Below are 19,534 nucleotides of genomic sequence, written 5' to 3' on the forward strand. Positions count from 1 at the left end.
AGGGATTCGCTACCGTCCGTCCTCACCTGAGGAAAGTCTCCAATTACTTTTCTTAAGATATTTCCTATTCATCTGGCCTGTATTCCAGAATATCTCCTGGTTGGCAGTCCAGTTCTTTGCAGATGGCCTCAAGGGTAGTGAAGCGGATGGCTTTGGCCTTTCCTGTCTTGAGGATGGAGAGGTTGGCGGTAGTGATGCCTATTTTGTCAGCTAGCTCATTGGATTTCATCTTTCGCTTGGCCAGCATGACATCTAGATTGACGATAATCATGGTCCCCTCCTTAAATGGTCAGCTCATTTTCTTCGGCGATCGCAATTCCTCTCTCTAAAATCTTGCCAAGGACCCAGACAATTGGGACAGCGAGGAGGAGTCCCGTATTAAAGGTCAATTGGAAGGTAAAGGGAAGGAGATAAACGTCGCCACTGGTTTCAAGTGTACCAGACATAAAGGACAAGACCAATAAGATCTTCCAAGCTCGGTTGCAAAGATCAATGTTGGAGTGAGAAAAGATCTTTTCTTGGTAGAGATTTTGGAGGAAGCTACGAATGGTGATGAGAAGAAGAATATAAATAGCACTTGAGGCTAGTGGGAAGAGCAACTGCCATAGGGGTTGCAGATGTTTTGGGAAAAGCTGGATGCCATTCACCTCAAAGGACAAGCGCCCAGATTGAACGAGATCCTTAAACACACCCATCCGTGAAAGCAGGTGGATGACCAGTGCTGCCACGGTCATAAAGCCACAGAAGTAAATGAAAGCCGTTAAGACTTCAATAACATTTTTTAAGGTTTTTGAGTTTTTCATCGCAAGCCTCCTTAAAGTTTATTTATTATTTACTTATAGTATACTCCTTATAAAAAATAAGTCAATAAAAAAGTATCGAAAAACGATAAAAAATTTATGAGATTCGGCCAAAGTTTGCTTTAAATAGAATTTGAGGTATACTAATAGGTAACTACCATTCCAAGGAGGTATTGAAATGATCAAAAAGTTAGATAAGAAATATCTTTGGATGATCATCGCTTTTGTGAGTGCAGTGGTTCTAATTGGTGGAGTCTATCTCTACTCTAGCTCCAATATCCAACCGGATCATCAAAAAGAGTTCAATCAGACCTCGAAGACCTCGGCTTCCTCTAAGGAAAAAGCCATCGATCTGTCTGGTGAATATGTCTCTAGCGCGCGTGATAAGGCCAAGATTCAAAAAGATGGAAAGTCTTGGAAGATTGATTATGAGACAGAAGATGGTCCTGTATCAGCAACTTTCTCAACGAATTTCAAAGTAGAAGGAGCCAATAAAGTTTCTACCAGTCAGATGAAAAAATCAGATGGAAATACTGATTTTACCGTCACTGTGCGTATCTTTAAATACCAATCCGATAAAGATCCTCTCATTACGGTCACCATGTCAGATAAAGATCCCAATCACGAAATGGTCTTTGCCAATCGGAAGGATTTCTTCAAGTCGACAAATCCAGATGATGCGGTACTAGATGGCGATTTGACAACCTTTGCGGGAAGTTATTCCAATGAATTTATTGAAAAGCAGATTGCAGATTCTGGCTTTAAATTGTATGGCTATAGTCCAGAAGATTATTACAATCACCGTACTACTGTCTTTCCGTCTATCTACTCTGATAAGGACAATGGATGGAGCTTCTGGAGTGGTGCCACCAATGTTCAATTTGTCCTCAATAAAGATAAGAAACCTAAGAAAGCAGGCGCGACCTACCAGGTTTACTTTGTCCAAGCAGGAACAACGGGAGCAAGTCCTGGTCAAGAATTGGTTGTCACCTTGATTCCTGAAAATGTTCAAGGTCCTGATGGCATCGTTTCACCGTTGAGACGTATCTTCTACCATCAAGCCTCCTTCCAAGCCTATCAGGACAAGTGGTGGGAAGCTTACCCAGAGCCGAAGAAGGAAGCAGACCTCGATATTGCGGCCATCAATAATGGAGATTTCTCAAGTCTGGCAGGGACATGGCGCAATGCCAAAGGACAAGAGATGGTCATCCAAGAAGATGGAACTGTGAAAGGCCAAGGAAGATTAAAAGCAGTCCCGAACTCTGATAAGACAAGTAAAGTCCCTTATGTGGATCTACGTGTGGGAGAAACAGGAGTAGCTGTTGGCCTCTTTAAGATTGGTTTTGAAAATCCTGATGGAGACCAGTCAGATAAGAGCAAACCTCGCTTAGTAGTAACGCAATCAGCTGGAAACTATCCAGCGGATCAATACTTCTATCGTCAATAAGAAGCGAAAAACCCAAGAAATACAATTTCTTGGGTTTAAGATTGAAGAAATAGTTTTCTTTAAAACTTTCCTTAGGTGAGTACGGACGTCAGCGAACTTCTACGAAGTTCCAAGACTAATTATTGAGCCTAAGGTCTCAATAATTCCTAGTGCCTGAAACAACTGTGTTTCAGGCACTTTTCTCACTGTGGAAAGTTTTAATTCTACTTAAATAAATTTAAAAATAGAAGTCATCCTTTTGAAGAATCATTTAGCTATTTTATGTAAAAAAGTAGTTTGTCTACATTCAAAACCCAGGAACTATGATTTCCTGGGTTTTGTTTTACTTCAATTCATTCTCTTTCTATAAAAAATCGTTTACACCTTTTGATCTAAACGATATTGTTCCATTTCATAAAATAGAGTTGAAATGGTCACTCTTTGTGCTCAAGAAGCAGAGGTGAGGAAGACTCGACGGCTTTTTTTCGTTTGAAAAATGTAGTCATTTGAACTAGGATACGGGGAACGGTCTGCCATTTTTTCCAAGCTTGAACACGGGTGTCGAGGAGTTGCTTTGCTAGACGTTCTAGCATTTCCCTTTTTGTAGGATCTAGGTCTTGAGCATTTTGAAAGATCTCTTTGATCTTGGAGAAATTTTTCAAGTTCCTCAAATCATTGATTGAAGTGATGCCTGCGTCCAGAAAAATGCCAAAAAAGGTATCAAAGAACTTCTTGCGCTCATCCGCCGATGTTTCGCGAACCCATTGCTTCAGAGTCTGGTCGGTTTGTTGGCTATCGTGACTGGTTTGATCCAGGGTCACAAATCCATCCTTTTCAACCATCCACGTAAAGGCGTCATGCTGGGAAAAGCCACCAAAGGCTCGACTTTTAACAATTGTAGCAGGCTCAGGAACTTCCAGCATCATGCCAACGATGGATCCTTGTGGGACAAAGCGGTGAATTTTAGGTGATGTACGCTGGTAGCCTTCTGTTTCAATAATGGCCTTGTTGAGACCAGGAGCATCGTAGCTGTAAATAGCGTCGACTCGTTCAAATAGGTAATCTGGAAGATAAGAGCAGGCGTAGGCTGCGAGATTGCCCCCTTTGGAGTGACCTGCCACCAGGAAGCGCCCTTTGGGAAATTCCTTCATGACATGTTGTAGGTAGCTGGCTGCACGCCTCTGAGATGGGACATGGTCCATATAGGTCATGTGGAAGTCTTCCTTCCAGCCGATCAAGGTATCATCCGTCCCCCTGAAGACAACTAAATAAACATCCATGGTAAGACGATAGGTCATCGCCGCAAACTGCTTCTGAACATCGGGGTCATATTCGTCGACATAGTTGAGCAGTTTGAGATTCTTAAAGCGTTTGGAAGTGGCTAGGACATCGACTAATTGCAGGTGTTGATCTGTCACGATGAAATCTGTGGTTCGATCGACTAGCGCTGCTGCATCAGATAAGCGGACTTCAATATTGGTCGTATCTCCTTGGGGAACGATTCGATTAAAAGGGAGATAGGTCAACTCCGTTAGTGCCAAGACATCCAATTCCTTAAAGGGGCGATCGTAGATGGAATCATAGGCGACATAGTCTAGATAATCAAAAATCGTGGACATGAGATTCTCCTTTGTATCTGTATGTTCAGTATAGCATAAAATACCTGAAAAGCCCCTCTGTAAAAATAGGTAATTGACGAAAGGGAGTAGCCTGTCAGTCGATATACCGAAAAAAATGTATGCTTCTTGGATAATTTGATATAATGAAAGGGTAATACTCTAGTAAGAAAGAGCAGGAAAGAGCATGCATAAAATTCTTCTTGTCGAAGATGATGAAACCATTCGCCAACAGGTAAAGAAAATCATGGAACAGTGGGGCTTTGAGGTCATTGCAGTTGATGATTTTATGGATGTATTGGGCACCTTCGTCCAAACTAATCCTCATCTGATACTGATGGATATCGGCCTTCCTCTTTATAATGGTTATCATTGGTGCCAGGAAATTCGTAAGGTGTCTAAAGTCCCGATCATGTTTTTATCCTCACGCGATCAAGCTATGGACATCGTCATGGCCATCAATATGGGAGGAGATGACTATGTAACCAAGCCATTTGATCCCAATGTCCTCCTGGCAAAAATCCAGGGGCTTCTTCGTCGTTCTTATGAGTTTGGAACTGATCAAGATTTGTTAGAACACCGGGGGGCCATCCTCAATCTCAAATCCATGGATCTGGTCTACGAGGGAGAAGTAGTTAATCTGACCAAAAATGAATTTCAAATCCTTCGCATCCTTTTTGAAAAAGCTGGAAGTGTAGTGGCTCGGGATGATCTGATGAAGGAACTATGGAACAGTGACTTCTTTATTGATGACAACACCCTCTCGGTCAATGTAGCTAGACTTCGCAAGAAACTCGAAGAAGCAGGACTGGAGAATTTTATCGAAACGAAAAAAGGGATAGGATATGGATTGAGCAATGGGTAATCGATTCTTATTTGTCAAACACTATCTGATTTCTCATCGCCGCTATCTCTATTTGATCGGTTTACTCCTTTCTTCTCTTGTTTTGTTTGCCTATATATTCGAAGGCTACCGCAATTTTCTTCTCTACCTGACTGGCATTTTGGCTTTTTTGAGCCTTCTTCTCATTATGTGGGATGTAGCCGCTGGCTATCAGGCCTATCGGAAGGAAGTGCTCTATGGGGAGGGAGTAGCTGAGACCCCTCTAGAAAAGGTTTTGAGTCAGAAGCTAGCAAGCAGTCAGCAAGCCCAGCGTGAGCAAACCACGGTGAGTCTAGAGGCCTATAATGACCTGATGGATTACTATACTCTTTGGGTCCACCAGATTAAGACACCGATTGCGGCCAGCCAACTCCTGGTTCAAAATATAGAAGACAGCGACCTGAGAAAACAAATGGAGCAGGAGCTCTTTAAGATTGACTCCTATGCTAATCTGGTCCTCCAATATCTGAGACTCGAAAGCTTTCACGATGATTTGGTGCTTAAGCGTGTTCCACTCGAAGAGCTAGTAAAAGAAGTGGTGCGAAAGTATGCCATCTTCTTTATCCAGAAGGGATTGACGGTGGATCTGCATGACTTAGATGTCGCTGTCATTACCGATCGCAAGTGGCTCTTGGTCATCATCGAGCAATTGCTGTCTAATAGCCTCAAGTATACCAGTGCTGGCGGGATTGAGATCTATTTCGATGACCAGACCCTATATATCAAAGATAGTGGGATTGGAATTAAGGATAGCGATATACTCCGTGTCTTTGAGAGGGGATTTTCTGGCTACAATGGGCATTTGACTCAGCAATCTTCAGGACTAGGCCTCTACCTAACTAAAAAGATTGCCGATCAGCTAGGACACCAGATTCATATGACGTCTCAGGTTGGTCAAGGGACGACTGTTGCCATTCACTTTGAAGAGAAGAAGTTGGTTATAGATTAGGGGAAATCGTCGATACATGATGTTTTTCTCCCTAAAATTCTCTTTTATTTGAAAATGACAAAAATGTAAGATTTAATTTTAAAAATGAAAGGTTAGGTTATGGTGACCACCTTTTATTTTTTATACAATAGTCTCATCAAATGAAGGAGGTCAAGAAAATGAAACTCTTGAAATGGATGAAAGAACCCAAAAAGATTAAGAAACCAAATAAGAAAACCGATTTGGAAAAGGCGGAATTTGGTCGCCAAGTCCTACAACAAACTCAAGAATTTTTCTTGATCTACTAGTAAAAGGAGAAAAGTATGTCATTGCTAGACGTTCAACATATCAAAAAAATTTACAAAACCCGCTTTCAAGGAACGCAGGTCGAAGCCCTAAAGGACATTCACTTCACTGTTGAAAAAGGGGAGTATGTCGCCATCATGGGGGAGTCAGGATCTGGGAAATCGACCCTCCTCAATATCCTAGCCATGCTGGACCAGCCGACGGAAGGACGGGTCTACCTCAATGGCACTGATACCTCGACCATCAAGAACAAGGACGCGTCGAGCTTCCGTCGCAAAAAGTTAGGCTTTGTCTTTCAAGACTTTAACCTGCTCGACACCTTATCCGTCAAGGATAATATCCTCCTTCCTCTAGTCCTCTCTCGCAGACCCGTCAAGGAAATGATGAGCAAGGTAGATAGCGTGAGTCGAGAGTTGGGGATCCATCAGCTCTTAGAAAAATACCCTTACGAAATATCTGGTGGGCAAAAACAACGGGTGGCTGTAGCACGGGCTATTATCACCTCACCTGAAATCCTCCTTGCTGATGAGCCAACAGGGGCGCTGGATTCCAAGTCTTCGGCTGCTCTGCTCGACGTCTTTGAAGATATCAATACCATGGGCCAAACCATCCTCATGGTGACCCATTCAACCGCAGCAGCAGCTCGGGCCAAGCGCGTGCTCTTTATCAAGGACGGGATCCTTTACAACCAGATCTTCCGTGGGGAAAAGACAGAGCGTCAGATGTTCCAAGAAATCTCAGATACTCTAACTGTCATGGCAAGTGAGGTGGAGTAGATGTTTCGGTTAACTACTAAATTAGCTTGCTCCAATCTCATCAAGAACCGCAAGCTCTATTATCCATTTGCGATTGCGGTCATTCTCGCAGTGACCATCGCCTACCTCTTTGACTCCCTGACCTTTAATCCCCACATTAAGGAGCTTCGAGGGGGATCTTCCATACTCTTCACCTTAGGTTTGGGACTGTTTGTGGTCAATGCTGCTGGAGCCATCATCGTACTCTATGCCAACAGCTTTGTCATGAAAAACCGCTCCAAGGAGCTGGGAATTTACAGCATGCTAGGCCTTGAAAAACGGCATCTCATCAGCATGATCTTCAAGGAGCTCTTGATTTTTGGCTTTGTAACTGTCTCAGTTGGTGTTTTGATTGGAGCCCTCTTTGACAAGCTGATCTTTGCCTTTCTCTTGAAACTCATGAAGATGAAGGTCCAGCTGGTATCTACCTTCCAACCTGGGATTGTCATCTTGGTCTTTGTCACCTTTGGTCTCATCTTTGGCCTCCTAGTTTTTCTCAATGCTTGGCGAATTCTTCGTTTGAATGCCCTGCAATTGACTCGTGAGAAAGCGAGTGGTGAAAAGAAAGCTCGCTTTTTGTGGCCACAAACCATCCTGGGCTTAGCCTCTCTCGGTTTTGGCTACTACCTAGCTTTGTCTGTCAAAGACCCCATGTCTGCGATTTTGATCTTCTTTCTAGCGGTTGTCTTAGTTATGATCGGGACCTACCTACTCTTTAATGCTGGGATCACCGTCTTCTTGCATCTGCTTAAGAAAAAGAAGAGTTATTATTACCAACCCAACAACATGATCTCGGTCTCTAACCTCATCTATCGCATGAAGAAAAATGCAGTGGGCCTTGCGACCATTGCCATCCTCTCAACCATGGTATTGGTGACTATATCTGCTGCCACCAACATCTATATCGGTGGTGAAATGATCAAGAAAATCATGAATCCACATGATTTCTCCATTCAAGGAAAAGGCGTGGATTTGGAGTTAATCAATCAGAAATTTGATGAGTTTGCTTCTGAGCACCAACTTGAGATCAAAAATCGTGACCTGATGAACTATGCCACCTTTGGGGTCGAATCCCAAAAGGGCACAGACTTCACAGTCTATCCTGATGATGAACACGATGTCAGACCGAGAACAGTCTTTCTGGTCTTTGATGCAGCTAGCTATGAGCAGATGACAGGAGAAGACGTCGATCTGACTGGCAACCAAGTCATCCTCTTTGCCCACAACAAGGCTCTGAAAGGGCAAAAGCAGTTTACTATTAATGGGCAAGACTTTCAAGTCAAGGAAGAAGTGACCAAGGATTTTATCACCGATCATGTCCCAAACATCTTCAATATGCTGACAGAGGATTTCAATTACCTGATCGTACCTGACCTTTCAGCCTTTGTTGCCAAGTTTCCGAACCTTGCTGTCGTTACCCAAATCTATGGTGGTTTCAATGTCAATATCGATGAAGAACACCAACTTAAGTTAGCTGACAGCTATGACAAGCTAATTGATGATTTTAGTAGCCAGCTGACAGATATGCAATTTGTATATGGAGGCAATCGAGCATATAATGTAAGAGAAATGAATAGCCTCTTTGGTGGCATCTTCTTTATCGGTATTTTCTTGTCATTGATCTTTATGATCGGAACAGTCATCGTCATCTACTACAAGCAAATCTCAGAAGGCTATGAAGACCGTGATCGCTTCGTCATCCTCCAACAGGTAGGGCTTGATGAAGATGAGGTTAAACGGACCATCAACCGTCAAGTGCGGACCGTCTTCTTCCTTCCCCTTATCTTTGCCTTTATCCACCTGGCCTTTGCCTACCATATGATCCGCCTGATACTCAAAGCCCTTGGCGTCATTAATAGTGGCCAAGTCCTCATCGTGACCCTCAGTGTCTGTGCTGTCTTTCTCATCACCTACCTGGTTGTCTTTTGGATCACCTCTCGGAGTTATCGCAAGATTGTGCAGATTTAAGGAAAAAGAAGAGAGTGGGACAGAAATCGGTAATTCGTTAGAATTCGATTTCGTCGTCCCACCTCCGCACAGTTGAGTAGGGCTGTAAAAGCTGATGAAATCAGCGTAGTAGAGCCCACTCAACCACTGCGTCTTGCTCGACAATCCAAAAATAATTGAGAGGCTAGGACTTTTGTCCCAGCCTCTTTTTGTGCGAAAACCGACAGCGATTGTTTTTGCTTTTCAAAGGGATATACAAAAAAACCGAACCACTAGAGTTCGGTTTTTTATCGATTTCTTTTAGAGTGATGTTAGGAAAGTCAATCCTCCTAGGATGACACCTGCTGAATTCGGAATAATCAAAATCCAGTCTTTTTTAGGTTCCTTTGTCCAACCATAAATGACCCAGATCAAGCAAGAAATAGCAGCTGACAAGGGTTGGAAAGGTTGGGCCTTATGTCCCTGTAAATTGGCAATAATTTGTGGGATGTAGGCAATGAAAACGATAATCCCAATAAAGGCACCGATCGAGCCAACGATTTGGTTGATTTTTTGTTTGTTCATAAAATTTTACCTCTGTATATCAAAATAGCATAAGTAGGAAGATAATGCAATTAATTTGCATGCTACGCAAAATGAAAACGATCACATTTGCAAAAGAATTAGACAAAGTGTCAAAAAATGGCAACTAGAGAGAAAATCCACTCGAAAAGAAATCCATCTTCCTGCAAAATCACAAGATTGTGACATTTTACAGTTCGGTAACATTTGAAAAAAGCACTTGAATTTTAAGAGGGCAAGCGTTAGAATAGTGCGTACTTAAAAAATGAAAGGTATTTTGAAAATGAATGAAAAACAAATGAAAATTCTTGGTTGGGTTGCGACCTTTATGTCTGTGATGATGTATGTCTCTTATTTCCCACAAATTATGGATAATCTCGCTGGTCACAAAGGAAACTTTATTCAACCTTTAGTGGCAGCCATCAACTGTAGTCTTTGGGTCTACTACGGACTCTTCAAAAAAGAACGCGATATCCCACTTGCTGCAGCCAATGCTCCAGGGATTATCTTTGGGTTGATTACAGCCATCACAGCCTTATAAGAAGGAACTAGCTCCCGCATGGAAGCTAGTTTTTTAATACCTTACAGAAATGTAAGAAATCAGGGTAAAAATGAAAGGTTAGCTTATTGTAGATCTCTCTTCAAATCGTTACAATAGAGGTGTAAAAAGTTCTATTAGTATCAATCATATAACTAGATGGAAATGGAGAATGGAAATGGCCTTATTAGATGTACAACATGTGAAAAAAATTTACAAAACCCGCTTTCAAGGGACGCAAGTCGAAGCCCTAAAGGACATTCACTTCACTGTGGAAAAGGGTGAATATGTCGCCATCATGGGGGAGTCAGGATCTGGGAAATCGACCCTCCTCAATATCCTAGCTATGCTGGACCAGCCGACGGAAGGGCGGGTCTACCTAAATAGCATAGACACCTCGACCATCAAGAACAAGGATGCTTCGAGCTTCCGTCGCGAAAAGTTAGGCTTTGTCTTTCAAGACTTTAACCTGCTCGACACCTTATCCGTCAAGGATAATATCCTCCTTCCTCTAGTCCTCTCACGCAGACCGGTCAAGGAAATGATGAGTAAGGTCGATAGCGTCAGTCGGGAGTTGGGCATTCACCAACTGCTTGAAAAATATCCCTACGAGATTTCTGGTGGGCAAAAGCAACGGGTGGCTGTAGCACGGGCTATTATCACCTCGCCAGAAATCCTCCTTGCTGATGAGCCAACAGGGGCGCTGGATTCCAAGTCTTCGGCTGCTTTGCTCGACGTCTTTGAAGATATCAATAGCATGGGCCAAACCATCCTCATGGTGACCCACTCAACTGCCGCCGCAGCTCGGGCCAAGCGCGTGCTCTTTATCAAGGACGGGATCCTTTACAACCAGATCTTCCGTGGGGAAAAGACGGAGTGTCAGATGTTCCAAGAAATCTCAGATACCCTGACGGTCATGGCGGGAAAGGAGGATAGTGATGTTTAAATTAACAAGTAAATTAGCACTTTCCAACCTCAAACAAAATCGCAAGCTCTATTATCCCTTTGCCCTGGCTGTCATTTTAACGACCATGATCCTTTATAGTTTTATCGCCTTGTCATCGACCCCTCATTTAGAGGATTCTTACGGAGGTGAGGCGGCGAGAACTGTTCTTGGTTTTGGTAGTTTCGTCGTCCAGCTGGTCGTCATCATTTTAGTGGCTTATGCCAATGGCTATGTCATGAAAAATCGTTCCAAAGAACTGGGACTGTACAGTGTTCTGGGGATGGAGAAGAAGCATCTCCTCATCATGACCTTATGGGAATTGCTCTTCTTCTATGTTCTCACAGTTGGAGCAGGACTGGGCTTGGGGCTCTTGTTTGATCGCCTGATTTTTGCCTTGCTCCTAAAATGTATGGGGCTACCAGTCGTCATTCAATCAACCTTCCAGATAGGGGCTGTTCTTAACACTTTACTTGGGTTAGCCTTAGCTTTTGCCCTCATTCTCTTGCTGAATTCTTTCCGCCTCTTGCGCTACAGTTCCCTCCACCTCATGCAACAGAAAAAGGCAGGAGAGAAGAAGGGACGCTTCTTGCTGGTTCAAACTCTTTTAGGACTAGGGCTCTTAGGAATTGCGTTTTATATAGCGCTAACCGTTGAGCGTCCAGTTGCAGCGGTTCAAGGATTCTTTATTGCTGTCATTTTGGTCATTCTGGCGACTTATCTCTTATTCAACGCAGGCTCCATTACCTTCTTAAGATTTCTCAAAGGTCGGAAATCCTACTATTACAAGCCAGAGAATTTTATATCCGTCTCTAACTTAATAGCTCGGATGCGAAAAAATGCAGCGGGCCTTGCGACCATTAGTATTCTATCCACCATGGTCTTGGTAACCTTAACCGGGTCGCTCAATATCTTTATTGGAGGGCAGAACTACCTAGATACTGTTTACCCTTCTGATTACATGATTAGTGTGGGGCATATGCCTTCAGATGCTGAGACAGAACCAGTTATCAAGGATGTTCAAGCTCAAATTAAGAAAACAGCCGATGCGACAAATCTATCAGATTATCAGGTGGCACAGACAACATACTGGTCGGCTGAAATTCGGAAGATTGATGGAAAGGTGTTAGAGGTGTATGACCAGTCCACTCCATCAACTGGTCAGGAGTTGAAGACAGAAGGAACCGTCTACTTTTTTGATCAGGCAACCTACGAGCAATTGACGGGTAAAAAAGTTGAGCTTGGGGAAAATGAAATCTTAGCCTATGGGTATCAGTATCCAGGAAAATTAGACGCGCAATTAGAAATCAATGGTAAGACCTTCACGATTAAAGAAAAACTAAACTCCAATTTTATCCAAGGAAAACTCCCTCAACACGATCTCTTTATGCACCAAATGGGCTTGTACCTTGTTCTTCCAGACTTGAACCAACTGGGACTAAAAGTTGATAAAAATTTGGAATTCGCTATTACTGCAAAAAATAAGGAGAACAAAGATTTCATCGCTGGCGTGGCTAAAGAGCTTTATTCGACAGACAAAATGAGTCAATACAATGCGACGTACTTCGGTGGCTATGAACGATACAGCATGGAGAAAGAGTGGCGTGAATTAGCGGGGACTCTCCTCTTTATTGGAGGTTTCCTATCTGTGATCTTTCTCTTGGCTACGGTTCTCGTCATTTACTACAAACAGATTTCAGAGGGCTATGAGGACCGGGAAAATTTTGTGATCTTGCAACAAGTAGGATTGGACGAAAAGCAAACTACCACCACGATACGCAAACAGATTGTCACCGTCTTTTTCCTTCCATTATTCTTCTCCTTCCTCTACCTAGGAGTAGCCTACAAGATGATTGCAAAAATCGTTGCTCTCTTAGGAGCGACCAATGCTGAATTGGTCCTTCAAACAACCTTAGCAATCTGCGCTGTCTTTTTCATCTCCTATGTCCTTGTCTTTCTTTTGACTTCTAGAAGTTACCGGAAGATTGTCGTGAGATAGCGTTTGAATCTATATAAGATTAGAAATGAAAAAGACGATAAGTAGACAAACTGTTTTTTACATAGGACAAGCCAAGTGTTGCGGGAAGAATTATAACAATGTATGTTATTAAGCTTATTTAATAGATACCGAAACTTTCCGCCGTGAGAAAAGTGCTAGAAATAATAGTATTTCTAGCACTCGGGAGTTTTGGAACCTTAGGTCCAAAACTAAGTTATGGAACTTCGGAGAAGTTCGCTAACGTCCGTACTCACCTAAGGAAAGTTTCAAGGATAGGTTTTTCCTTAATCAAAAACACCGAGGATTTGATCCTCGGTGTTTTGACGTCAACCATTATTTCACGTGTTTTTCAAGTTCTTTTTGCGCTTTTTTATTGGATTTTTCTTTTTCTTTCAGCCAATTCTTATACGCTTTTTCGTAGTCGGCAGTTGTGACAACATCACTTTGTAATTCCATGTACTTGTAGTAGCTAGAACCATCTTTGATACCGATCAAGGAGAAGGCTCTTGTAAATGGTTTAATCTTCGTGATAGAAGGAACAGCACCTTTAGAGTAGACAGGAAGTGCAAAGGCATTGTCTGTCAACCAGGCTTGAGCAACAGCATATTTTTCGTAACGAGTATTGGTATCTAATTGTTCTGCATTGGCATCATCCAATAGTTGTTTATACTCGTTCAAACCAAGTTTTTCGATAAGGGCTTGGTCAGTTGCTGGATTGATCCCCATACCTGCTAAGGCTGAACCATCTACTGGATTGAAGATATCCAAGTAAGTTGATGGATCTTGGAAGTCAGGTCCCCAACCACCGATATCCATATCAAAGTCTTTTTGATCTGGTGTTTGGGCGAAGTAGGTTGCATTGTCCGCATCTTCCGTAGACAATTTCTGAACATCCACGACAACATTTTCTTTTCCTAATGTTTTTTCGATGGAGTCTTTCATCGAGTCTGCCTGCTGTACAAGGCTAGCAGAAGATTGGTCAACCACATAGTCGATGTGGATTGGGAATTGAACACCTTGCGCTTGGAGCTCTTCTTTGGCTTTGGCAAATTGTGCTTTGGCCTTGTCCGTATTGAACATGCTATCTTGCGCATCAGCTAGGCTGACATCCTTCCAATCATCTCCTGTTGCAGCAAGTTTTTCTTCGACAACGCTACCGAAGTCTTTGTTGTTTACTTGCACAAATGTTGGAGGCACAAGAAGCGTACGAAGGGTTTTGTTAGCTCCATCTTTTCCGTTTGATTGGGCACTTAGAGAAGTACGATCAAGGGCAAAGTTGATGGCTTGACGGAAGTTTTTGTTTTGAAGAGCTGTTTTTGTTTGGTTCTTCTGGTCGTCTGTTGTTTTCTCAGTATGACCGTAGTTTTGACGGTTTACGTTGAAGTAGACATAGTAGACAGTCGCATCTTGCGGTGAATAAACGATATTGTCTTTGAATTTTTTCTCAATCGTACTGAAGGTTGAGCTTGTTGGGAAGAGACGCGCTGTGGTCAAGTTTCCATCAGAGAAGTTACGAGCTAGGTAGTCTTGGTCAGAACCATCGAAGTAGGTCAACTTGATATTTTCAATCTTCACATTGTCTTTGTCGTAGTAGTTCTCGTTCTTGGTGAACTCCATCAAAGATTTTGAAGTGAAGGATTTCAAGTAGTAAGGACCGTTGTAGAGGATTCCAGAAGGTTTGACGCTACCGAAGTCTTTTCCTGCAGACTCAAGGAATTTTTCATTGACGGGCATCATGGTTGAAGTTGTCAATTTAGAATTCCAGAAGGACTCCGGTTGAGCCAAGGTGTATTGGAGGGTATGGTCATCAATGGCTTTGACACCAACTTTAGAGAAGTCTGTATTTTTACCAGTGACATAGTCATCCAGGCCGGCTACTGAGTTTTGAACCAAGTAGAGGGCATCTGACTTGTTGTCTGCTACATATTTCAGAGAAGTGACGAAGTCTTGTGCAGTGACATCTGCATATTCGTTTCCTTCTGAGTCATACCATTTTGCATCTTTACGGAGTTTATAAGTGTAGGTTAATCCGTCTTTAGAAACAGACCAATCTTCCGCTAGTGCAGGGACGAGATTACCATATTGGTCATTTTCAAACAATCCATCAACCAAGTTAGTTGTAACGTCACTTGTTGTAGAACGGTTTGAAAGGAGGTAGTTCAAAGAATCTGGATCAGTGCTAAACACGTATGAGTAGGTGTTTGTCTGAGAAGATTTTGAAGATGATCCACATGAAGCAAGGAACAGGGCTGAAGCAACCGTGACACCTGCAAGGAAAGCTAGTTTAGATTTTTTCATCACTTATCTCCTTTAATAAATATTTTGTATCATTATACACCTTTTTTTATAAAAAGCAACTAATTTTATAAAAATTTTGTATATTTAGTCATATTGTTCGGATTTATTGAGTTTTATTCAAGATTATCACTATTATGCTTTACAAACTAGTTTGGATGAAGTATACTAATAGTGAAAGGACTAGTATGTAAAACAAACTAGTTAAAAAGAAGGGTGTATAGAAAGGGGGGAGAAGGATGAAAGAGTCCCAATTGCTCAAGGGTGTCCTGGAAGGTTGTGTTCTAGAAATTATTTCAAAGAAATCTATTTATGGCTATGAATTGATCCAAAGCCTTAAGGAAACCGGCTTTGATAAGATTGTTGCGGGGACCGTTTATCCCTTGCTTCAGAAGTTAGAGAAGCAGGGAGTCATAGTAGGAGAGATGAGGCCCTCTCCGGATGGACCTGATCGCAAATATTTCTCTCTAACCAAAGAAGGAAGAGAGCGACTAGAGGAATTTTGGAACCAGTGGCAGGATCTGGTCATTAAAGTAGAACGCGTAAAAAAGGAGGGGAAAGAATGATCGAAGATTATACAGAAAAAATGTCTGATGAACTGAATCATCTAAACAAGGACAATCAAGCCTATATGAAAAAAATGATAGCTTATATCGGAGTGAAGTCCTATTTTTATGATGATGAGCTACTGGGTGAACAGCTCTACAATATGGTTTGCGATTTAAAGGTTGCTGAGAGAGACGGGATTGGTGCGATGGACTACTACGGAAAGGATCCAAGGGCCATGATGGACCAAGTTCTCTCGGAGTTACCTAGGCGCAGGCTAGGTTCTTTTGTGGGGTTATTCTTGATTCTTGGAACGATTTTCGTTGGCATGCGGTTTGTAATGGATTTTGCCTGGATAATGCCACTGAAAATACAACCCTTAACATATGTTGTCATTCTACTCAATTTCTTGGTATTCAGTCAGTTCATCATGTGGCTTTGGTCCAAGCAAAGCTATGGGGAAATCAAGTGGCCTTGGGCTATTTTTATAAGTGTGATTAGCCTGATAGTTTTTCTGAACATCGTACGACTATTTTCGATCTATTTTGGCCACATTGGGAGTCTCTTCTTATCAGATGGTTGGGCGATTTCTCTTGCTGTCCTAGTTCTACTTGGGTTTGCGGTTATGGCTTATAGAAGTAGAGATCGCGTGATGACGAGTCTACTAGTAATGGGGCTGACTTTCCTAGTAACTGGATGTTGGATTCGCTTTGTGAATCCAGAAACTGCTAATGTATTACGCTGGCTACTCCCTCTTATAGGACTAGTCCTGTTCCTCATTGTATTTCGTCTCCAAAGAAAGGGGAAAGCAATATGACATCAGCTATTTATTATAAAGAAACACAGGATTTGGTTCAAACCTTTAGCCAGGAAGACCAAGCTTATTTCCAAGATCTCTGGGATTATTTCAATTTCGCCGGTTTCTTATATGAGGAGAAGGCTTTAAAAGAGCAGGTCTATAATCTAGCGCTGGATTTTTCGCAAGCAAGTGGAGATGGATGGACGGCCAAGGACTATTTTGGACAGGATCCTAAGGGAATGGCAGACCAAATCTTAGAGAACATGCCTAAAGAATCCACGCGATCTGTTCTAAAATATGGTGCAATCGTCTCAGGAATTGTGATTTTTTATCGCCTCTTAAGTGATTTTGCTTCGCAAGCAGTCCTGGTTCTCAAGCCACTCGTTTATCTAACGGATAGTATTTTAGGACTTTTAGCCGTTGGGTTACTATTCTATCTCCTTCGTCGACTTATTTTTGCAGAAGAGAAGTCAAAAAAAGCAATCTATGTAGCAGTTGTTCTCGTTCTGGGGATCTATTTTATCAGTGAAATAGTTGGGGTCCGTTTCTTGCCAGCTTTTGCCTGGTTGACGGTACCGAATCCATGGGATACTTTCCTGATGACAGGGGCTTCTGCAGGTCTTATCCTGTGGCAATGGAAAGAAGAGTTTGTTCGTGCCTTCATCTTTCCTATTCTGTCCTTCTTAGTAGTGGGATTCTTGCATCGCTGGACTTTGGCACAAGGGATTCAGAATTCTACCATGACTATGATCCTACCTACGGTAATCATTGTTATAGGATTGATGATTTACTATTGGTTCATGATTCGCGCCTTGAAAAAGAACAAGACAGAAAATGGTGAATAGAGTGAAAAGGGGGGTGGGACAAAAGTACTAGCCTCTCAATTGTCTTTGGATTGTCGAGCAAGACGCAGTGGTTGAGTGGGCTCTACTACGCTGATTTCATCAGCTTTTACAGCCCTACTCAACTGTGCGGAGGTGGGACGACGAAATCGAATTATAACGAATTACCGATTTCTGTCCCACTCTCTTTTTCTGTTGAAAAACAACGAGAAGCATGATTTTTGTTATAATGAAAGGGAGTATGAATCGAAGGAGAAGATGATGACATTTGAAGAAATCTTGCCTGGACTAAAGGCAAAAAAGAAATATGTGCGTACGGGTTGGGGTGGTGCTGAGAACTATGTCCAACTCTTTGATACAATCGAGCAAAATGGAGTGGCTCTGGAAGTGACGCCTTATTTTCTCATTAACGTATCTGGTGAAGGCGAAGGCTTCTCTATGTGGAGTCCAACCCCTTGTGATGTCTTAGCGACAGATTGGGTGGAAGTTCATGACTAAACGGGTCTTGATCACAGGCGTTAGCTCCGGGATTGGTCTGGCTCAAGCCCGTCTCTTTCTAGAAAAGGGCTACCAGGTCTATGGGGTGGACCAGGGAGCTGATCCCCAGTTGCCAGGTGAGTTTCACTTCTTGCAGCGGGACTTGATCTTGGATTTAACGCCGATTTTTGACTGGTGTCCTGAGGTCGACGTCTTGTGCAATACGGCTGGAGTCTTGGATGCTTACAAGCCACTTCTTGAGCAAAGCGCTCAAGAGATTCAGGAGATCTTTGAGATCAACTATGTGACTCCGGTAGAGCTGACACGGCATTATCTGACGCAAATGTTGGAGAAGAAGCAAGGGATCATCATCAATATGTGCTCCATTGCTTCTAGCCTAGCAGGAGGTGGCGGTCACGCTTATACTTCCTCCAAGCATGCTCTAGCAGGCTTTACCAAACAGCTGGCCCTGGATTATGCAGAAGCTGGGATTCAGATTTTTGGTATCGCACCAGGTGCTGTCAAAACGGCTATGACCGCTGCGGACTTTGAACCAGGAGGCCTAGCAGACTGGGTGGCTAGCGAGACCCCCATTAAACGCTGGATAGAGCCAGAAGAAGTGGCAGAAGTCAGTCTCTTTTTGGCCAGTGGGAAGGCCTCTGCCATGCAAGGGCAAATCCTGACCATTGATGGTGGCTGGAGTTTGAAATAGAAAAATGAAAAAGCAGGAGGTTAAAGCATGCACGAATATGATTTTGGTTTTTCCTTACCGAAAGGATATCAGGTATTTCTTGATGACTTAGGGGATCAGCCAGGTTATGACATTGGTGAGACGGGTATTTGTCTCTATGCTAAAGAAGATCTTACCGAACGCAATCAAACCTACCAGATTGATGAGGATGAACCAGATTTCTTTATGATCGGTCAAGATGGGGATCTAGCCTATTTCCTCAAAAAGAATGGGGACGATAGCATTTATGAAAATGATCTAGGTGCGCTAGGTTCTCTCGAAATGCAAAAGGTAGCTGAATCAATTACAGACTTTATTAATCAGATCTTGCAGGAGGAGTAAGATAGAAATAGAAAGGGGACTGAGAAAGATAGCTGCAAAAAGCTCGTCGATTTACTCAGTCTTTTTTAAAAAATTTTTTAAAAAATCTTTTCTCATTCATTTTGGATTCATCTTTCTTAGATAAAATAGAATCATCAAGAAGAACTTGATAAGAAAAAAAGAAAGTTGGTAACTAACATGAAAAAATCAATTAAACAAAAAGCCGTTGCAAGTCTCGCAATCTTCTCTCTATCAACTGCCGCTCTAGGCTCTGTAGTAGCCTTTGCCGATACTGGAACAAGTAAAAAGACTACTTCTTCAACAGTGACTGCATCTGTCACCCTTGCACAAGCTCAAGAAAAAGCTCTGAAAGAAGCTAAGGGTGGAAAAGTGATTGGCTACGAGCAAGAAGAAAAACATGGAAAAGCAGTGTATGAAGTGACCATCTTGGATGGAAAAAATGAAAAAGAATATAAGATCGATGGCCAGTCTGGTGCTATCTTGAAGTCAAAAACTAAGGATCTGAGTCAGGATCGTGAAGATCAGCAATTAATCGGAGCAAGTGTTCAGTTGGACTTGGCTAAGGTAGAGAGCCAGCTGAAATCAAAATACTCGAATGCTAGTATCGAAAAAGTAGAGTTAGATGTAGAAGATGGTAAACTTGTCTATAGCGTTAGCTTGCGAGAAGGCAATCAAAAAATTGAGTTAGAGTTAGATGCCAATACAGGTACCGTATTGGAAGAAGATGTGGAGCTGGATCACGATTAACTAGAGTAAGATCTC

General features: G+C 42.4%; 21 protein-coding genes. 16 read left to right on the forward strand and 5 right to left on the reverse strand.

Annotated features, from left to right (window positions below; all coding sequences use genetic code 11):
* Nucleotides 1-64 precede the first annotated feature (64 nt).
* The gene (locus DW738_RS00425) at nucleotides 65-271 is read right to left on the reverse strand and encodes a helix-turn-helix transcriptional regulator (RefSeq protein ID WP_003006064.1); all 207 of its coding nucleotides are present in this window, start codon (nucleotides 269-271) and stop codon (nucleotides 65-67) included.
* A 10-nt stretch (nucleotides 272-281) separates the two neighbouring features.
* Nucleotides 282-803 (reverse strand): DUF2975 domain-containing protein, encoded by a 522-nt coding sequence (locus DW738_RS00430; RefSeq protein ID WP_023022517.1) that lies wholly within the window; start codon nucleotides 801-803, stop codon nucleotides 282-284.
* Nucleotides 804-978: 175 nt separating this feature from the next.
* On the opposite strand from DW738_RS00430, the gene DW738_RS00435 reads away from it, so the two are divergent.
* Nucleotides 979-2,247: a DUF6287 domain-containing protein gene (locus DW738_RS00435; protein ID WP_123159410.1), complete on the forward strand. Its 1,269-nt coding sequence runs from the start codon at nucleotides 979-981 to the stop codon at nucleotides 2,245-2,247.
* 413 nt (nucleotides 2,248-2,660) lie between these two features.
* Here the strand turns inward: DW738_RS00435 and DW738_RS00440 are convergent, their stop codons facing one another.
* Complete coding sequence (locus DW738_RS00440) at nucleotides 2,661-3,845, reverse strand: DUF2974 domain-containing protein (RefSeq protein WP_123159409.1); 1,185 nt, start codon at nucleotides 3,843-3,845, stop codon at nucleotides 2,661-2,663.
* 184 nt (nucleotides 3,846-4,029) lie between these two features.
* On the opposite strand from DW738_RS00440, the gene DW738_RS00445 reads away from it, so the two are divergent.
* The 5 genes from DW738_RS00445 (at nucleotide 4,030) to DW738_RS00460 (ending at nucleotide 8,721) form a co-directional block, all read left to right on the forward strand.
* Nucleotides 4,030-4,707 carry a response regulator transcription factor gene (locus DW738_RS00445; protein ID WP_023026486.1) on the forward strand — a complete coding sequence of 226 codons (678 nt, stop codon included), beginning with the start codon at nucleotides 4,030-4,032 and terminating at the stop codon, nucleotides 4,705-4,707.
* Complete coding sequence (locus tag DW738_RS00450; protein ID WP_123159408.1) at nucleotides 4,700-5,674, forward strand: sensor histidine kinase; 975 nt, start codon at nucleotides 4,700-4,702, stop codon at nucleotides 5,672-5,674. The genes DW738_RS00445 and DW738_RS00450 overlap by 8 nt, the downstream gene beginning before the upstream one ends.
* Before the next feature lie 158 nt (nucleotides 5,675-5,832).
* A complete protein-coding gene (locus tag DW738_RS10440) occupies nucleotides 5,833-5,961 on the forward strand; it encodes a hypothetical protein (RefSeq protein WP_023022528.1) in 129 nt (42 codons plus the stop codon).
* 15 nt (nucleotides 5,962-5,976) lie between these two features.
* Complete coding sequence (locus tag DW738_RS00455) at nucleotides 5,977-6,735, forward strand: ABC transporter ATP-binding protein (protein WP_123159407.1); 759 nt, start codon at nucleotides 5,977-5,979, stop codon at nucleotides 6,733-6,735.
* Nucleotides 6,736-8,721 carry an ABC transporter permease gene (locus tag DW738_RS00460; RefSeq protein WP_123160021.1) on the forward strand — a complete coding sequence of 662 codons (1,986 nt, stop codon included), beginning with the start codon at nucleotides 6,736-6,738 and terminating at the stop codon, nucleotides 8,719-8,721. It abuts the gene before it with no gap.
* 279 nt (nucleotides 8,722-9,000) lie between these two features.
* Here the strand turns inward: DW738_RS00460 and DW738_RS00470 are convergent, their stop codons facing one another.
* Entirely contained in the window at nucleotides 9,001-9,264 is a 264-nt protein-coding gene (locus DW738_RS00470; protein WP_003006096.1) for a SemiSWEET family transporter, read from the reverse strand.
* A gap of 280 nt (nucleotides 9,265-9,544) precedes the next feature.
* Between DW738_RS00470 and DW738_RS00475 the strand changes: the two genes are divergently transcribed.
* The 3 genes from DW738_RS00475 (at nucleotide 9,545) to DW738_RS00485 (ending at nucleotide 12,741) form a co-directional block, all read left to right on the forward strand.
* Entirely contained in the window at nucleotides 9,545-9,802 is a 258-nt protein-coding gene (locus DW738_RS00475) for a SemiSWEET family transporter (protein ID WP_003011864.1), read from the forward strand.
* A gap of 175 nt (nucleotides 9,803-9,977) precedes the next feature.
* Nucleotides 9,978-10,745 carry an ABC transporter ATP-binding protein gene (locus tag DW738_RS00480; RefSeq protein ID WP_123160502.1) on the forward strand — a complete coding sequence of 256 codons (768 nt, stop codon included), beginning with the start codon at nucleotides 9,978-9,980 and terminating at the stop codon, nucleotides 10,743-10,745.
* Entirely contained in the window at nucleotides 10,738-12,741 is a 2,004-nt protein-coding gene (locus DW738_RS00485) for an FtsX-like permease family protein (protein ID WP_123160022.1), read from the forward strand. The genes DW738_RS00480 and DW738_RS00485 overlap by 8 nt, the downstream gene beginning before the upstream one ends.
* Before the next feature lie 333 nt (nucleotides 12,742-13,074).
* Here the strand turns inward: DW738_RS00485 and DW738_RS00490 are convergent, their stop codons facing one another.
* Nucleotides 13,075-15,039 (reverse strand): peptide ABC transporter substrate-binding protein, encoded by a 1,965-nt coding sequence (locus DW738_RS00490; protein WP_123160023.1) that lies wholly within the window; start codon nucleotides 15,037-15,039, stop codon nucleotides 13,075-13,077.
* Between the two features lie 236 nt (nucleotides 15,040-15,275).
* On the opposite strand from DW738_RS00490, the gene DW738_RS00495 reads away from it, so the two are divergent.
* The 7 genes from DW738_RS00495 (at nucleotide 15,276) to DW738_RS00525 (ending at nucleotide 19,519) form a co-directional block, all read left to right on the forward strand.
* Complete coding sequence (locus DW738_RS00495; RefSeq protein ID WP_006596741.1) at nucleotides 15,276-15,602, forward strand: PadR family transcriptional regulator; 327 nt, start codon at nucleotides 15,276-15,278, stop codon at nucleotides 15,600-15,602.
* Nucleotides 15,599-16,399: a hypothetical protein gene (locus tag DW738_RS00500; RefSeq protein WP_123160024.1), complete on the forward strand. Its 801-nt coding sequence runs from the start codon at nucleotides 15,599-15,601 to the stop codon at nucleotides 16,397-16,399. The genes DW738_RS00495 and DW738_RS00500 overlap by 4 nt, the downstream gene beginning before the upstream one ends.
* The gene (locus DW738_RS00505) at nucleotides 16,396-17,226 is read left to right on the forward strand and encodes a hypothetical protein (protein ID WP_123160025.1); all 831 of its coding nucleotides are present in this window, start codon (nucleotides 16,396-16,398) and stop codon (nucleotides 17,224-17,226) included. The genes DW738_RS00500 and DW738_RS00505 overlap by 4 nt, the downstream gene beginning before the upstream one ends.
* A gap of 258 nt (nucleotides 17,227-17,484) precedes the next feature.
* Nucleotides 17,485-17,721, forward strand: a complete 237-nt coding sequence (locus DW738_RS00510) for a DUF2829 domain-containing protein (RefSeq protein ID WP_000141913.1) — start codon at nucleotides 17,485-17,487, stop codon at nucleotides 17,719-17,721.
* The gene (locus DW738_RS00515) at nucleotides 17,714-18,412 is read left to right on the forward strand and encodes a 3-oxoacyl-ACP reductase (RefSeq protein WP_123160026.1); all 699 of its coding nucleotides are present in this window, start codon (nucleotides 17,714-17,716) and stop codon (nucleotides 18,410-18,412) included. The genes DW738_RS00510 and DW738_RS00515 overlap by 8 nt, the downstream gene beginning before the upstream one ends.
* Before the next feature lie 27 nt (nucleotides 18,413-18,439).
* A complete protein-coding gene (locus DW738_RS00520) occupies nucleotides 18,440-18,772 on the forward strand; it encodes a hypothetical protein (protein ID WP_123160027.1) in 333 nt (110 codons plus the stop codon).
* 177 nt (nucleotides 18,773-18,949) lie between these two features.
* Nucleotides 18,950-19,519, forward strand: coding sequence for a PepSY domain-containing protein (locus tag DW738_RS00525; RefSeq protein ID WP_006596735.1), 570 nt, complete (start codon nucleotides 18,950-18,952; stop codon nucleotides 19,517-19,519).
* Nucleotides 19,520-19,534 lie beyond the last annotated feature (15 nt).

The organism is Streptococcus sp. AM28-20 (assembly GCF_003603595.1).
In the GTDB taxonomy this organism is placed as follows: Bacteria; Bacillota; Bacilli; order Lactobacillales; family Streptococcaceae; genus Streptococcus; species Streptococcus ilei.

What these genes read in the sequence shown, in the direction of transcription:
- DW738_RS00495 (WP_006596741.1), top strand. Translation starts at nt 15,276, where the DNA reads ATGAAAGAGTCCCAATTGCTCAAGGGTGTCCTGGAAGGTTGTGTTCTA.
- DW738_RS00485 (WP_123160022.1), top strand. Translation starts at nt 10,738, where the DNA reads ATGTTTAAATTAACAAGTAAATTAGCACTTTCCAACCTCAAACAAAAT.
- DW738_RS00445 (WP_023026486.1), top strand. Translation starts at nt 4,030, where the DNA reads ATGCATAAAATTCTTCTTGTCGAAGATGATGAAACCATTCGCCAACAG.
- DW738_RS00470 (WP_003006096.1), bottom strand. Translation starts at nt 9,264, where the DNA reads ATGAACAAACAAAAAATCAACCAAATCGTTGGCTCGATCGGTGCCTTT.
- DW738_RS00525 (WP_006596735.1), top strand. Translation starts at nt 18,950, where the DNA reads ATGAAAAAATCAATTAAACAAAAAGCCGTTGCAAGTCTCGCAATCTTC.
- DW738_RS00500 (WP_123160024.1), top strand. Translation starts at nt 15,599, where the DNA reads ATGATCGAAGATTATACAGAAAAAATGTCTGATGAACTGAATCATCTA.
- DW738_RS00425 (WP_003006064.1), bottom strand. Translation starts at nt 271, where the DNA reads ATGATTATCGTCAATCTAGATGTCATGCTGGCCAAGCGAAAGATGAAA.
- DW738_RS00515 (WP_123160026.1), top strand. Translation starts at nt 17,714, where the DNA reads ATGACTAAACGGGTCTTGATCACAGGCGTTAGCTCCGGGATTGGTCTG.
- DW738_RS00435 (WP_123159410.1), top strand. Translation starts at nt 979, where the DNA reads ATGATCAAAAAGTTAGATAAGAAATATCTTTGGATGATCATCGCTTTT.
- DW738_RS00440 (WP_123159409.1), bottom strand. Translation starts at nt 3,845, where the DNA reads ATGTCCACGATTTTTGATTATCTAGACTATGTCGCCTATGATTCCATC.
- DW738_RS00460 (WP_123160021.1), top strand. Translation starts at nt 6,736, where the DNA reads ATGTTTCGGTTAACTACTAAATTAGCTTGCTCCAATCTCATCAAGAAC.
- DW738_RS10440 (WP_023022528.1), top strand. Translation starts at nt 5,833, where the DNA reads ATGAAACTCTTGAAATGGATGAAAGAACCCAAAAAGATTAAGAAACCA.
- DW738_RS00510 (WP_000141913.1), top strand. Translation starts at nt 17,485, where the DNA reads ATGACATTTGAAGAAATCTTGCCTGGACTAAAGGCAAAAAAGAAATAT.
- DW738_RS00480 (WP_123160502.1), top strand. Translation starts at nt 9,978, where the DNA reads ATGGCCTTATTAGATGTACAACATGTGAAAAAAATTTACAAAACCCGC.
- DW738_RS00490 (WP_123160023.1), bottom strand. Translation starts at nt 15,039, where the DNA reads ATGAAAAAATCTAAACTAGCTTTCCTTGCAGGTGTCACGGTTGCTTCA.
- DW738_RS00475 (WP_003011864.1), top strand. Translation starts at nt 9,545, where the DNA reads ATGAATGAAAAACAAATGAAAATTCTTGGTTGGGTTGCGACCTTTATG.
- DW738_RS00505 (WP_123160025.1), top strand. Translation starts at nt 16,396, where the DNA reads ATGACATCAGCTATTTATTATAAAGAAACACAGGATTTGGTTCAAACC.
- DW738_RS00450 (WP_123159408.1), top strand. Translation starts at nt 4,700, where the DNA reads ATGGGTAATCGATTCTTATTTGTCAAACACTATCTGATTTCTCATCGC.
- DW738_RS00455 (WP_123159407.1), top strand. Translation starts at nt 5,977, where the DNA reads ATGTCATTGCTAGACGTTCAACATATCAAAAAAATTTACAAAACCCGC.
- DW738_RS00430 (WP_023022517.1), bottom strand. Translation starts at nt 803, where the DNA reads ATGAAAAACTCAAAAACCTTAAAAAATGTTATTGAAGTCTTAACGGCT.
- DW738_RS00520 (WP_123160027.1), top strand. Translation starts at nt 18,440, where the DNA reads ATGCACGAATATGATTTTGGTTTTTCCTTACCGAAAGGATATCAGGTA.